Below are 13321 nucleotides of genomic sequence, written 5' to 3' on the forward strand. Positions count from 1 at the left end.
CCCGGTCACGAGGCGCCAACGGACTGCGAGTCGGCGAACTCGGCGTAGATGGGGCAGTCGACGAGCAGTTCGTCGTGCGTGCCGGTGCCCACCACCGCGCCGTCGTCGACGACCACCACCTGATCGGCTTCGATGACGGTCGAAATGCGTTGCGAGACGATGATTACCGTCGCCTCCGCCGAGACCTCGCGCAATGCGGCGCGCACGCGGGCATCGGTGTGCACGTCGAGCGCGGAGAACGCGTCGTCGAACAGATAGATGGCCGGTCGGCGAATCACCGCACGGGCGATGGCAAGTCGCTGGCGCTGGCCGCCGGAGAAGTTGATGCCTCCCTGGGCGACCGGCATGGCCAGACCGTCGGGGTGTGCGGACACGAAGCCGTCGGCGGCTGCCACCCGCAGCGCCTCCCACATCTGCTCCTCGGTCGCGTCCGCCCTTCCGTAGCGCAGGTTCTGTTCCACGGTGCCGGAGAACAGGTAGCCGCGTTGGGGCACGAGGCCGATGGACGACCACAGGCGTTCGATGTCGTGGTCGCGGACGTCGACGCCGTCGATGGTCACCGCGCCGTCGGTCACGTCGTACAACCGGCAGATCAGTGAGATCAGAGTCGACTTTCCCGACCCGGTCGAGCCGACCACCGCGGTCGTGGTGCCGGGACGCGCCGTGAACGAAACATCTTGCAGCACCGGGCGATCCGCACCCGGATAGCGGAATGTCGCTGCCTTCAGCGCGATCTCGCCGGTGGCCGTTGCGGGTCGAACGGGATGCTGGGGACTGGTGATTGCCGGGGAGGTGGACAGCACCTCGGTGATGCGTTCGGCGCACACCGACGCGCGCGGCAGCAGCACCAGGATGATGGTCACCAGCAGCACGGCCATCAGGATCTGCATGAAGTAGGACAGGAACGCGATCAGTGAACCCACCTGCATCTGACCCGCGTCGATCGCCTTGCCGCCGAACCAGATCAGCGCGACGCTGGAGACGTTGATGACGAGCGTGGTGACCGGCAGCATCAACGCCTGCCACCGGCCGACCGACAGTGCCGTGTCCGACAACGCCTGGCTGGCCTGCGCGAAGCGGGCCCGCTCGAGGGGCTCGCGCGCGAATGCACGGATCACCCGGATGCCCGACAACTGTTCGCGCATCACCCGATTGATGCCGTCGATGAGTCGCTGCATGGCACGGAAGAGCGGCAGCAGATGTCCCACGATCCAGTAGTTCGCCAATCCGAGCACCGGGACGCTGACCACCAGCAGCCACGACAGCCGGGCATTCTGATGCACCGCCATTACGATGCCGCCGACGCTCATGATGGGCGCGGTGATCAGCATGGTGCACGTCATGGCCACCAGCAGCTGGATCTGTTGTACGTCGTTGGTGGTGCGCGTCAGCAGTGTGGAGGCGCCGAACCGCGCGGTCTCCTCCGCCGACAGCCCGGTCACGTGGTGGAAGATCGCCGACCGCAGATCGCGCCCGAACCCCATGCCGGCCCGCGACCCGTAGTAGACCGCCCCGACCGCGCACACCACCTGCAGCGCGGTGACGCCGAGCATGATGCCGCCGAGTTCGGTGATGGCGCCGGTGTCGCCCTTGGCCACCCCGTCGTCGATGATCGCCGCATTGATCGTCGGCAGGTACAGCGACGCGAGTGTGCTGATGACCTGGAGCACCGCGACGATGGTGAGCAGCCAACGGTAGGGCCGCACGTACTGCCGCAGCAGCGCCCAGAGCATCCGGTAACTCTCGCATACCGCCGATGACCGGATGGGGATCGGCCGTGCTTCACGGTTTGGCGAGGAAAGACCAGGTCAGTCGGCGTGTTGGTGGTTGTGGTGCGAGGCTGCCGCTACAGTTGCGGGCGTGATGGGACGACGCGGCGACCTGAGAAGCAGGCGCAACGCGAAAGCGCTGGCTACTCGGTTCCTCGTGTTGGTGGCCGCCACGGTTCCGATCCTTGCCGCCTGCTCGAGTTCGGATCAACCGACGGGACCGGGAGCTCCGTCGACGGCGGCGCAGTCCGACGGCGCCAAGCACGGGCCGATGTTCCCGGAGTGCGGCGGCGTCACCGACCAGACGGTGGCCGAACAGACCAGGATCACCGGACTGGTCAACACCGCCCGCAATTCGGTGGGCTGCCAGTGGCTGGCCGGCGGCGGCATCCTGGGTCCGCACTTCTCGTTCTCCTGGTATCGCGGCAGCCCGATCGGCCGGGAACGCAAGACCGAGGAACTGTCGCGCGCCAACGTGGAGGACATCAACATCGAGGGGCACAGCGGCTTCATCGCGATGGGCGACGATCCGACCCTGGGCACCAGCCTGTGTGAGATCGGCATCCAGTACGACGACGACTTCATCGAGTGGTCGATCAGCTTCAGCGAGAAGCCGTTCCCCGACCCGTGTGACATCGCCAAGGAACTCACCCGCCAGTCGATCGTGAACGCGAAATGATCCGGCGCAACGGAACCCGCAGGGTGTTGGCGGCCCTCGTGGCGCTGCTGTCGGCCATGACGTTGCTCTTGGGCTGTTCGCGCACCGTGGAGGGCACGGCGGCCCGAGCCGGTTCTGGCGACAACCCGCGCAACGAGGACTCGGAAAAGCAGTACCCGAACCTGCTCAAGGAGTGCGACGTCCTGACCCAGGACATCCTCGCGAAGACCGTCGGCGCCGACCCGCTCGACATCCAGAGCACCTTCGTGGGCGCGATCTGCCGGTGGCAGGCCGCGAACCCCGCCGGTTTGATCGACATCACCCGCTTCTGGTTCGAGCAGGGCAGCCTGGACAACGAGAAGAAGGTCGCCCAGCACCTGAACTACCAGATCGAGAACCGTTCGATCGCGGGCGTGCCGTCGATCGTCATGAAGCCCAACGACGGCAACGGTGCCTGCGGCGTGGCGAGCGACGCCGGCGGCGTGGTGGGCTGGTGGGTGAATCCGCAGACGCCCGGGATCGACGCGTGCGGGATGGCGATCAAGCTGATGGAGTTGACGCTCGCGACCAACTCGTAGGCGCTCAGCGCGGCACGTGGAACGCGATGAGCGCCGCCCCGCGCAGCGTGAGTTGGTCCCACGGTGCGGTGGTGCCGAGCATCGCGATCGCCGACGTGGGGAACTTCGTCGCAATGCGTTGCGCCGCCGCCTCGTTGCCGTCGGCGTTCAGTCCGAGTGCCAGGTGCGACATGGTCGGCTCGTGACCGACCACCAGCAGCGTCTCGACGTCGGCTCCGAAAAGTGAACTGACCCCGTTGATCACGTCGATGACGGTGCCCGGCACGGCGTCGTAGAGCCGGTCGACGTACTCCACCGGGGCGTCGATGCCCGTCCGCTCCAGGGTCTGGCGCGTGCGCGTCGCCGTGGAGCACAACACCGCGTCGACGCTGGGCGCGTTCGACCGGATCCAGTCGCCGGCCAGGGGCGCCTCGCGGATGCCCCGCGCTGCGAGTGGCCGTTCGTGGTCGGGCACGCCGGCCGGGTAGTCCGATTTGGCGTGCCGAAGCAACAGCAGTGTCCTGCTCATTGGACCCAACGTAGTCGTAGTGCTCTAGACGTAGTGCTTGGGACAGCCGGTCGCCCACATGCCGATCGAGATCCGCAGACTTGTCGGCACCCGGTCCTACACTCGCCTTGCCCCACCCAAAGAGAGAGCGAGGAGGACGCCGAGATGCGCTTCGTGCACACCGCCGATTGGCAACTCGGCATGACCCGTTACTTCCTCAATGGCGAGGCGCAGCCGCGATATTCGGCCGCCCGCCGCGAGGCCGTCGTGGCACTCGGACCGTTGGCGGCGGAGGTCGGCGCCGAGTTCGTCGTCGTGGCCGGCGACGTATTCGAACACAACCAACTCGCCCCGCGCGTGGTCAGCCAGTCGCTGGAGGCCATGCGTGCCATCGGCGTACCGGTGTACCTGCTACCCGGCAACCACGACCCGCTCGACGCGTCGTCGGTGTACACCAGCGCCCTGTTCCAAGCCGAGTGCCCCGACAACGTTACGGTGCTCGACCGTACGGGCGTCCACGAGGTGCGGCCGGGTCTCGAGATCGTCGCCGCCCCATGGCGTTCCAAGGCGCCCACCATCGACCTCGTCGGCGACGTGCTCGAGGACCTGCCTGCCGACGGCGTCACCCGCATCGTCGTCGGGCACGGCGGCGTCGACGTCTTCGAACCCGACCGGGACAAGGCGGCACTGATCCGGCTCGCGGCGGTGGAGGCAGCTCTGGCACGCGGAGCCGTGCACTACGTGGCATTGGGCGACAAGCATTCTCGCACCGAGGTCGGCACGACCGGCCGGGTCTGGTACTCGGGCGCCCCCGAAGTCACCAACTACGACCACATCGAATCCGACCCCGGTCACGCGCTCGTCGTCGACATCGACGAACGGGACCCGGCGCGGCCGGTGCGGGTGGACGCCCGCAGGGTGGGGCGATGGCGGTTCGTGTCGCTGCGGTTCACGGTCGACAACACCCGCGACATCACCGACCTCGGCCTGAACCTCGACCTGATGCCCGACAAGGACCGCACCGTCGTCCAGTTGGCGCTGACCGGGTCGCTGACCGTGACCGACAAGGCCGAACTGGACGCGTGCATCGACAAGCACACCAGGCTCTTCGCCGCGTTGACGTCCTGGGACAGCCAGACCGACGTCGTCGTGGTGCCCGCCGACGGTGAGTTCGACGACCTCGGCCTCGGGGGGTTTGCATCGGCGGCCGTCGAGGAGTTGGTGGCCACGGCGCACCACGACGGCGAGCAGGGCGACGACGCCCGCGGCGCGTTGGCATTGTTGCTGCGCCTGGTTGATCGGGGCAGCGCGGCATGAAACTCCACCGTCTCACCCTGCGCAACTACCGCGGAATCGCCCACCGCGACATCGAGTTTCCCGACCGTGGCGTGGTCGTGATCAGCGGTGCCAACGAGATCGGCAAGTCGTCGATGATCGAGGCGGTCGACCTGCTGTTGCACGCCAAGGACCGCTCCTCCAAGAAGGAGGTCAAACAGGTCAAGCCCACCCACGTCGACGAGGGCGCGGAGATCGCGGCGGTCATCTCGACCGGTCCGTACCGGTTCGAGTACTTCAAGCGCTTCCACAAGCGGCCCGTCACCGAGCTGACCATCACCGCTCCGCGTCGGGAGCAGCTCACTGGCGACGAGGCGCACGAGCGGGTGCAGGCGATCCTGAAGGAGACCGTCGACATCGACCTCTGGCAGGCGCAGCGGGTCCTGCAGTCGAGCGCCACCGCACCGGTCGACCTGTCCGGTTCCGACGCGCTGTCCCGCGCGCTGGACGTGGCCGCCGGGCAGGCGGTGGCGCTGTCGGGGGCTGAGCCACTGCTGGTCGACCGCATCGATGCCGAATACCGGCAGCACTTCACGGCGACCGGTCGGCCGACCGGCGACTGGGGCGCGGCGATCACCCGGTTGCGCGCCGCGCAGCAGGCGGTCGCCGACGGTGAAGCCGCGGTCGCCGAGGTCGACGACGCGGTGGCCCGGCACGCAGAGCTGACCGAGCAGTTGGCCCGGGTGACCGTCGAGCGCGCGAACGCCGCGAAGCGACTGGACTCGGCCGCAGCTGCGGCCGAAACCGTCAAGGAGCTCACTGAGCGGTTGGTCCACGCACGCGCCCTCGCCGAGGCCGCGGCTCAGAAGCGCGCCGCCTCCGTTGCCGCGCTGGAGGAACGACGACGGCTGTGCGCCGACCTCGACGTCCGAGCCGCCACCATCCTGGAACTGGAGCAGTCGGTCGAACAGGTGACGGCCGAGGAAGCGTCCGCCTGCGAGGTGAAGGATCTGGCCGACGCGGCGGTGGCCGAGGCGAAGGCAGCCGTCGATGCGTGCCAGGCCAGGGTTGAGGCCGCACGCCGTACCCTCGAGCAGATCGCCCATCGCGACGAAGTCGCCAGGCTGACGGCGAAGCTGGAGAAGATCGACGCCGCCGACCGCGAACTGCTTCGCATCGATCGCGAACTCGCAGGCATCGCCGTGACGGACGGCTCGATGCGCGACCTCGAGACCGCCGCCGCAGCGGTCCAGCTGGCCGCCGCGCGGGCCGAATCAGCTTCTGCCCGTGTCGAGTTGGTCTCGGCTGCCGACATCGAGGTGCTGGTCGCCGGCGAGGTCGTGGAGCTGGCCGCGGGTCAGGGCTGGTCGGCGAGCGCCGCGGGGCCCACCGACGTCGAACTGCCAGGGATGCTGACCGTACGCGTCGTGCCCGGCGAGCCGGCCGCCGACGCCCAGGCGGTTCTCGAAGCCGCCAGGGAGCACTTGACCGCTCGGCTGCAACGGGCCGGAGCGGCCGACGTCGACGCGGCTCGAGCGATCGATCAGCGGCGGCGCGAGCTGGTCGCATCCGCCGACCGCGTGCGGGCCGCACGGGATGCGTTGCGCGGCGACGATTCCATCGCGGTGATGCGGGCTCACCTCGCCGAACTGCGCAAGGAACAACCGGCCGACGTGTCGGGCGACGCCGAGGACGCGAAGGCCGAACTGAAGGCCGCGGTGGCCGACCATCGCCGGGCGGTCAGCGCGTGCGACCTGCGCTGCGAAGTGGCGACGGCGGCGGCGACGGCGGCGACCACCCAGGCCACGCGCGTGACGGTGCTGCGGGAGAAGCTGAGCAATGCCAGGACCGAGCTGGCCAAGGTCGGTGAACGCCTTGCTGCGCAACGGGAGTCGGAATCCGACGACGACCTGACGGCACGGGCGGAGGCAGAGAATGCGCGTGCCCGTGAGCTCGCGGCGGGGGTGCAGGCCGTAGAGACCGAACTCGCGGGCACCGCACCCGCGGCCGTCGCCGAAGAACTCGCCGAGGCCACACGCTGCCACGAGGCCTTCGTGCGTCGGCACGGGGAGATCGGCGAGCAGCTGCGCGACACCACTGCGCAGTTGCGCGCGTACGGCACGCAGGGCAGGCAGGGCCAGTTGGACGCCGCTCGGATCGAGCTGCAGCACGCGGTGGCCGAGCACGCCCGGTTGGGCCGACGCGCTGCAGCGGTGGACGTGCTGCGGTCGGTGATGCTGCGACACCGCGACGACGCGCGGCTGCGCTACGTGCAACCGTTCCGCACCGAGGTGGAGCGGCTGGGACGCATCGTGTTCGGCGCCGACTTCGAGGTGGAAATCGACGCCGAGCTGCGCATCTGCACCCGCACGCTGGCGGGACGCACGGTGCCGTACGACTCGCTGTCGGGTGGCGCTAAGGAGCAGCTCGGCATCGTGGCGCGGCTGGCGGGCGCGGCGCTGGTCGCCAAGGAGGACGGCGTGCCCGTGCTCATCGACGATGCGCTCGGATTCACCGATGCCGACCGGCTGACCAAGATGGGCGAAGTCTTCGACGCCGTGGGCGGTGACGGTCAAGTCATCGTGCTGACCTGCAGCCCGGAGCGGTACGCCGCGGTGGGCGACGCGCTGCACATCCAATTGACCGCGTAGCGGGCCAAGTACTCCTACACTCCGCGACGTGGAGGCGGACTACATCGTTGTGGGAACGGGCTCGTCGGGCGCCGTGCTTGCCAGCCGGCTCAGCGCCGTGCCAGGCGTTCGGGTGGCGGTGGTGGAGGCGGGGCCGCGCGACAAGGACAAGTTCATCCACATCCCCGCGGCCTTCTCCAAGCTGTTCCGCAGCCCGGTCGACTGGAACTATCTGACCGAGCCGCAGAAACACCTCGACGGTCGCCAGATCTATTGGCCGCGCGGCAAGATGCTCGGCGGCTCGTCGTCGATGAACGCCATGATGTGGGTGCGCGGGTTCGCCGCGGACTACGACGACTGGGGCGCGACCGCAGGCGAGGAGTGGTCCTTCGCAGGCGTCGAGAAGTACTTCGACCGGATCGAACGCGGACCGCTCGTCGTCTCGCCCCAGCGCAGCCCGCGCGGCTTGACTGCGGCGTGGCTTGCCGCCGTCGAAGAGCAGGGCCACCGGGTTGAAGCTCCGAATCAGGCGTCACCGGAAGGGTTTTGCCAGACGTTGGTCACCCAGCGCAGGGGAGCGAGGTGGAGCACCGCCGACGCCTACCTGAAACCGGCGCTGCGTCGGCAGAACCTGAAGCTGCTCACCAACGCCACAGTGACGCGGGTGCTGTTCGATGGCAACCGCGCCGTCGGGATCGAACTCCACATGGAAGGCCGGCGCGAAGTGATCCGGGCGCGGCGCGAAGTGTTGCTGTGCGCGGGTGCGATCAACACGCCCCAGCTGCTGATGCTGTCCGGCATCGGGGACCGCGATCAACTCGCCGAACACGGCATCGAAACCCTGCACCATGCACCGGAGGTCGGCTCCAATCTGCTCGACCACCTGGTGGTTCCGCTCGGCTTCAAGACACCACGCGACACCCTGATGGCCGCCGAGAAGCCGCTGGAACTGCTCAACTACTTCGGCAGGCGACGCGGCATGCTCACCTCGAACGTCGGCGAGGCCTACGGGTTCGTGCGGAGCAGGCCGGATCTCGCGCTGCCCGATCTGGAGTTGATCTTCGCCCCCGCCCCGTTCTTCGACGAGGGCATCGGCGAGCCGTACCCAGGCCACGCCGTCGTGATGGGGCCGATCCTGCTGAAGCCCAAGAGCACCGGCACCATTGCGCTGGCGTCGGCGGACCCGTTGGCCAAGCCGCTCATCGATCCGCGCTACCTGTCCGACGATGCGGGTGAGGACCGCGCGGCGTTGATGGAGGGGCTGCGGATCACCGCCAGGATCGCCGAGTCACCCGGGATGCGGGGCGTGATCACTGGCATTGCGCGGCCCGGCGGTGTCCGCGAGCTGACCGACGAGACGCTGGAGTCGGCGCTGAACACGGTGTCGCACACGCTGTATCACCCCGTGGGCACCTGCCGGATGGGCGCCGACGAGGGCAGCGTGGTCGATCCGCATCTGCGCGTGCGTGGCGTCGATGGGTTGCGCGTCGTCGACGCGTCGGTGATGCCGACGATCATCCGCGGGCACACCCACGCGCCGTGCGTGCTGATCGGCGAGAAGGCGGCCGACCTGATCCGATCGTCCCCGTAGCCCCTTAGCCCCCTCTTGTGATTTGGGCGTGATTCGTCACGCTGAACGCAACGGATCACGCCGAAATCGCAAAGGGGGAGAGGTCAGAAGTAGGCGTTGGCGGGAAGGGCGGTGCCGTGCAACAGGTTCTCGCCGATTACACGGGCCTTGTAGGCGACGGGATTGTGCAACGTGATGGTGCGGATGTTGCGCCAGTGCCGGTCGAGGTTGCGCTGCTTGCTCGCCGCGCTGGCGCCGCCGAGTTCGAGTAGCCGGGTGGCCGCCTCGGGGGCGACGTCGTCGAGGTGCACCTTGACCTTGGCGACCTTCAGCTGTGCCTCGGCGGCCAGTTGTGGGTCGGGCCCGTCACCGGTGTCCGACGCGGTGGCCCGCCCGATCGCCTCCGCGGCGTCGAGGACTGCGGCCCTGGCGATGTAGGCGGTGCTGGCCAGCACGCCGAGTTGACGCTGCAGCAGCGGATCGTCGGTGGGCTTCTCGGTCGGTGCGTGGCTGAAGCTGCGATCCCGCGACCGCAGGAGCGCCACCCCGTCGTCGACGACGGCCGCGAGGACACCGGCGACCACGGCGTGGATGTACAGCTGCAACGACGCGTACTGGACGGTCGGCACGGGATCCGCGTCGTAGGGCGAGTCGGACAACACCTCCTCGGCCGAGACGGCGACGTCGGTGAAGATCGTGGTACCGGTACCGGTGCGGCGCTGACCGAAGCCGTCCCAGTCGTCGACGATCTGCACACCCGTCCGGTCGGCGGGGACGATCACGATGGCCACCGAGTCGTGGTCGGTGGTCGCAGTCGCGGTGAGGTAGTCCGCGAACAGGGTGCCCGTGCTGTAGTACTTCTCGCCCGTCAGGCGGAAGCCGCCGGCGGGATCGGGTAGCAGTCGCGTGTTGAACACCAGGCTGCCAACGGCCAGCGAGCCCTTCTCGCTGAAGGCGTTGCCGAAGATCTTGCCGTCGGCGACCGCGCGGAGCCAGCGCTGCGCCACTTCGTCGGAAACCGAACGCAGGCGCTCTTCGGTGAACCAGAAATGGGTCCGGAAGATGTGCGCCACAATGGGATCGGCACGCGCCACGTCGATCACCGCGGAGAACACCTGCGGCACGGTGAATCCCGCGCCACCCAGCTCCGTCGGAAGCCGCAACGTGCCGAAGCCAGCTCGTTTGAGCGCGACGACTTGGTCAAAGGGGTTCTCGTCGTTGAGGTCTCGGTCCTTGGCGCCCGCAGCGATGCCGGCCAGTAGTTCGTCCCACTCGGGCGAACCGGGTAGGACTCGGGGCGTGTTCTCGACGGTGGTCATGACAACCGTTCTACGCAAGAGCCGCGGGTTCGAGCACGGCTTTGGATCACCCCGAACCTAAGAACGATGCTCGGAGGAGAAGAGTGCGGCGACGCGAGGCAGAATGGGAGGCGATGACCATGAACGCCAGTCGCCGCAGGGCCCACAACAGGCTGGCCGCGCTGCCCGGTGTCCGACCCGTTCGCCGCCCCATCGGCGGGTCGCGGGCCGACCAGGAATTCGACCTCTACTACGCGCGCACCGGCCGCAAGTCGGACCATCCGCTGGTCGTGATCCCGGGCGGACCAGGTGCGGCATCGGTGGCGCTGTATCGGGGGCTGCGGCGGCGCGCGGCGGCCGATGGGCTCGACGTCATCATGATCGAGCATCGCGGGGTCGGCATGTCGCGCCACGACGACGCCGGTGCCGACCTGCCGCCGGAGGCCCTGACGGTCGACGCCGCCGTGGACGACATCGCCGCGGTGCTCGACGATGCCCACGTCGAGTCGGCGGTGGTGTACGGCACGTCGTACGGCACCTACCTGGCGGCGGGTCTCGGCGTGCGGCATCCCGGCCGGGTGCACGCGATGATCCTCGATTCACCGCTGCTGTCGGCCGACGACGTCGACGCCGTGCGCACCGCGACCCGGCGCGTGCTGTGGGACGGTGCCGACCCGGACACCGCAGAGTTGGCGGCCAAGGTGCGTGCCCTCGTCGAGGACGGCGTACTCACGCCGGTCGCCGCCCAACTGGTCGCCGGCATGTACGGGTTCGTCGGTCCGAAGGTGCTGCGCCGCCAGCTCGATCTGCTGCTCCAGGGCCGCGGTTGGTTGTGGGGCGCCGTTGGGCTGGGCACCAGGCTGCTGCTCGACCGCAAGACGCCATACCACCACGAACCAGACCTCGTCGGGCGGATCGGCTACCGCGAGCTCAACTACGCGGCCGTGCCCGACGGCGGTCCGCTCGACCCGGCGGTGGCATTCCGCGAAACGGCCACCGGCGACGTCGATTTCGTCGCGGAGCCCTACGATCTGATCGCGGCGATGCCCGGCTTCGGCTGGCCCACTGCTGTCATCTCGGGGGGCCGCGACCTCGTCACCCCGCGCGCTGTGGCGCAGCGGATCGTCTCATTGCTTCCTGATGCCGCACTGGTGGATCTGCCCACCGCGGGTCACAGTGTCATCGACACCAGGGAGCGCACCGCGCTCGACGTCGTCAAGGCCGTCTACGCCGGCACCATGCACCAACTGCCAAGCCGCTCAGCGCAACTGGATGCGACGCCCGGGGGCATCGGCGTGCGGCTGCTGGTCCGCGCCATCGGCGCGGCCGCGGTCGCGGAAGCTGCGGTGCCATCCGTGGTACCCCGGGTGGTCCGCCGCGTCACTACTTCATGAAGCCGATCTTGGTGTAGTCGGCATCGGCCAGGCCGAACGCCCCGAAGTTCGCCAGATTGCTTCGCACCCCGACGTTTCCGGGTGACTGGGTCAACGGCAGGCTGAACACCTCTTCGAACAACATCTTGTCGACCTCGTTGGCCAGCGCGCGGGCCTTGGCGGGATCGAGCTCCGAGACGGTCTGTTCGATCTTCGCGTCGATCTCGGGGCTGCCGATCTTGCCGAAGTTGCTCTCGGAATTCGTGCGATAGGTCTGAGTCAGGCTCGACAGGGCAAACGCGTCGGCGCCCCAGCCGAATTGGGCGATGTCGAAGTTGCCGACCGTGACGTAGTCGGTGAAGAAGCCCGCCGCAGGTCTGACGTCGAGGTCGAGCTTGACCCCGATCTGGGCAAGGTTGTTCTGGGCGACCTGCCCGTATTGCCGGGTGCTGAGCGCGTCGAACAGCACGTCGCGGATCACCAACTGGCGCCCGTCCTTCTCCCGGAACTGGCCGTTCATCCGCCAGCCCAGCGCGTCGAGTTCCTGCTTGGCCTTCTCGGGGTTGTAGGCGACCGCCCCGCTGTTGTCCTGATAACCCTCCTGGCCGGGAACGTAGACGTGGTTGTTCAGCGGAGCGGGTTTGTCGACGAGGCCACGCAATACGACGTTGGCGATGGCCTGGCGGTCGATGCCCTTGGCGACGGCGCGGCGCAGCGCCGGATCTTCCAGAATCGACCCCTTGGCGCCGTTGAACGTGAAGTGATACCAGGCGAGGCCGGGTGCGCGTCGGATGCTGATGCCCTCGGTGCGTCGCGCGATCTCCATCTCGTCGAGCGTCGCGAGACCCGACGCGTCGATCGTGTTGTTCTGCAACGCGGGGATGCGCGCGGCGTCGTCGAGGATGAGATAGGTGATGCTGTCCAGTAGCGGCGGCGTGCCCCACCACTTCGGGTTGCGGGTCAACGTGATTCGCTGCGCACCCCGGTCGAGGTTGGAGATGATGAACGGCCCGGCAGACGGTCCGGGACCGGTGAGTTGCGCCTTGTTGAACGCCTCGGGCGTAGCCGTCATGCTCTTGGGCAACAGCACGGTGCTGCCGGAGAACATGCCGCGCCAATCGGCCCATGGCTTCGCGAAGGTGATGACCGCCTGGCGATCGTCCACGCCGCGGGTGACCGATCCGACACGGTCGCTGCCGTTGGTCGCCGCGATCCCGAACGCCTTGTCCTTGCCGCTGGTCGCGTTGATCTGGGAGGCGATGTCCTCCCACGTGAGCGGTGTGCCGTCGGACCACACCGCCTTGGGATTGATCGTGTAGGTGACGACCTGCGGATTGGTGCCCGTCAGTTCGACGCTGGTGAAGTAGTCGGTGTTCACGGTCGGGGAGCCGTCGGCGTTGATCCGGAACGCGCGAGGCATGGTGGGGCGCATCAGCGAGTGGGTGTCGGCGTCGTTGCCGTCGACGTGCAGCGAATTGAAGTTCGGTGGGAAGTCGGTCAGCGCCACCCGCAGGTTGCCGCCCTGCCGGAGGTTGGCGACGTCTTGGGGGTTGATGTCGTTGGTGCTGCTGACTTCGCCGCTGCCACCGGCCGACGGGGTCTCCCGGTTTCCGCTCGAGCAACTGGTCAGTACGAGTGCGGCGATGACGGTTGCCACAGCGAAGCGTCGGGTCCTCATGCGCA

10 protein-coding genes are annotated in these 13321 nt (G+C 68.3%); 6 read left to right on the forward strand and 4 right to left on the reverse strand.

Going from position 1 to position 13321, the window contains the following annotated elements; genetic code table 11:
• Positions 1 to 5 precede the first annotated feature (5 nt).
• A complete protein-coding gene (locus tag N536_RS0124430; protein ID WP_036437497.1) occupies positions 6 to 1733 on the reverse strand; it encodes an ABC transporter ATP-binding protein in 1728 nt (575 codons plus the stop codon).
• 130 nt (positions 1734 to 1863) lie between these two features.
• Here N536_RS0124430 and N536_RS0124435 point away from each other — a divergent pair, with 130 nt between their 5' ends.
• Both N536_RS0124435 and N536_RS0124440 read left to right on the forward strand, forming a co-directional pair.
• The gene (locus tag N536_RS0124435; protein WP_064751585.1) at positions 1864 to 2448 is read left to right on the forward strand and encodes a DUF3558 domain-containing protein; all 585 of its coding nucleotides are present in this window, start codon (positions 1864 to 1866) and stop codon (positions 2446 to 2448) included.
• Positions 2445 to 3005, forward strand: coding sequence for a DUF3558 domain-containing protein (locus tag N536_RS0124440; RefSeq protein WP_029116017.1), 561 nt, complete (start codon positions 2445 to 2447; stop codon positions 3003 to 3005). Before N536_RS0124435 ends, N536_RS0124440 begins: the two co-directional genes overlap by 4 nt.
• A gap of 4 nt (positions 3006 to 3009) precedes the next feature.
• On the opposite strand, the gene N536_RS0124445 is transcribed toward N536_RS0124440, so the two are convergent.
• Positions 3010 to 3513, reverse strand: a complete 504-nt coding sequence (locus N536_RS0124445) for a histidine phosphatase family protein (protein ID WP_036437499.1) — start codon at positions 3511 to 3513, stop codon at positions 3010 to 3012.
• 144 nt (positions 3514 to 3657) lie between these two features.
• Here N536_RS0124445 and N536_RS0124450 point away from each other — a divergent pair, with 144 nt between their 5' ends.
• Genes N536_RS0124450 through N536_RS0124460 form a run of 3 tightly spaced genes read left to right on the forward strand, consistent with a single transcriptional unit; the run spans position 3658 to position 8988 of the window.
• Positions 3658 to 4809, forward strand: coding sequence for an exonuclease SbcCD subunit D (locus N536_RS0124450; protein ID WP_029116019.1), 1152 nt, complete (start codon positions 3658 to 3660; stop codon positions 4807 to 4809).
• On the forward strand, positions 4806 to 7418 hold the full coding sequence (locus tag N536_RS0124455; RefSeq protein ID WP_029116020.1) for an ATP-binding protein: 2613 nt from the start codon (positions 4806 to 4808) through the stop codon (positions 7416 to 7418). The genes N536_RS0124450 and N536_RS0124455 overlap by 4 nt, the downstream gene beginning before the upstream one ends.
• A gap of 28 nt (positions 7419 to 7446) precedes the next feature.
• Entirely contained in the window at positions 7447 to 8988 is a 1542-nt protein-coding gene (locus N536_RS0124460) for a GMC family oxidoreductase (protein WP_029116021.1), read from the forward strand.
• A gap of 83 nt (positions 8989 to 9071) precedes the next feature.
• Here N536_RS0124460 and N536_RS0124465 read toward each other — a convergent pair whose 3' ends face one another.
• Positions 9072 to 10286: an acyl-CoA dehydrogenase family protein gene (locus N536_RS0124465; RefSeq protein WP_029116022.1), complete on the reverse strand. Its 1215-nt coding sequence runs from the start codon at positions 10284 to 10286 to the stop codon at positions 9072 to 9074.
• 113 nt (positions 10287 to 10399) lie between these two features.
• Between N536_RS0124465 and N536_RS0124470 the strand changes: the two genes are divergently transcribed.
• Positions 10400 to 11659 carry an alpha/beta fold hydrolase gene (locus tag N536_RS0124470; protein ID WP_029116023.1) on the forward strand — a complete coding sequence of 420 codons (1260 nt, stop codon included), beginning with the start codon at positions 10400 to 10402 and terminating at the stop codon, positions 11657 to 11659.
• Here N536_RS0124470 and N536_RS0124475 read toward each other — a convergent pair.
• Positions 11649 to 13316, reverse strand: a complete 1668-nt coding sequence (locus N536_RS0124475; RefSeq protein ID WP_029116024.1) for an ABC transporter family substrate-binding protein — start codon at positions 13314 to 13316, stop codon at positions 11649 to 11651. The two genes, N536_RS0124470 and N536_RS0124475, sit on opposite strands and share 11 nt — an antisense overlap.
• Between the last annotated feature and the right edge of the window lie 5 nt (positions 13317 to 13321).

The organism is Mycobacterium sp. URHB0044 (assembly GCF_000620625.1).
Taxonomy (GTDB): Bacteria; Actinomycetota; Actinomycetes; order Mycobacteriales; family Mycobacteriaceae; genus Mycobacterium.

Bases quoted from the DNA above. Each gene is read 5' to 3' on its own strand.
- N536_RS0124430 (WP_036437497.1), bottom strand. From the start codon at position 1,733: ATGCTCTGGGCGCTGCTGCGGCAGTACGTGCGGCCCTACCGTTGGCTG.
- N536_RS0124435 (WP_064751585.1), top strand. From the start codon at position 1,864: ATGGGACGACGCGGCGACCTGAGAAGCAGGCGCAACGCGAAAGCGCTG.
- N536_RS0124440 (WP_029116017.1), top strand. From the start codon at position 2,445: ATGATCCGGCGCAACGGAACCCGCAGGGTGTTGGCGGCCCTCGTGGCG.
- N536_RS0124445 (WP_036437499.1), bottom strand. From the start codon at position 3,513: ATGAGCAGGACACTGCTGTTGCTTCGGCACGCCAAATCGGACTACCCG.
- N536_RS0124450 (WP_029116019.1), top strand. From the start codon at position 3,658: ATGCGCTTCGTGCACACCGCCGATTGGCAACTCGGCATGACCCGTTAC.
- N536_RS0124455 (WP_029116020.1), top strand. From the start codon at position 4,806: ATGAAACTCCACCGTCTCACCCTGCGCAACTACCGCGGAATCGCCCAC.
- N536_RS0124465 (WP_029116022.1), bottom strand. From the start codon at position 10,286: ATGACCACCGTCGAGAACACGCCCCGAGTCCTACCCGGTTCGCCCGAG.
- N536_RS0124470 (WP_029116023.1), top strand. From the start codon at position 10,400: ATGACCATGAACGCCAGTCGCCGCAGGGCCCACAACAGGCTGGCCGCG.
- N536_RS0124475 (WP_029116024.1), bottom strand. From the start codon at position 13,316: ATGAGGACCCGACGCTTCGCTGTGGCAACCGTCATCGCCGCACTCGTA.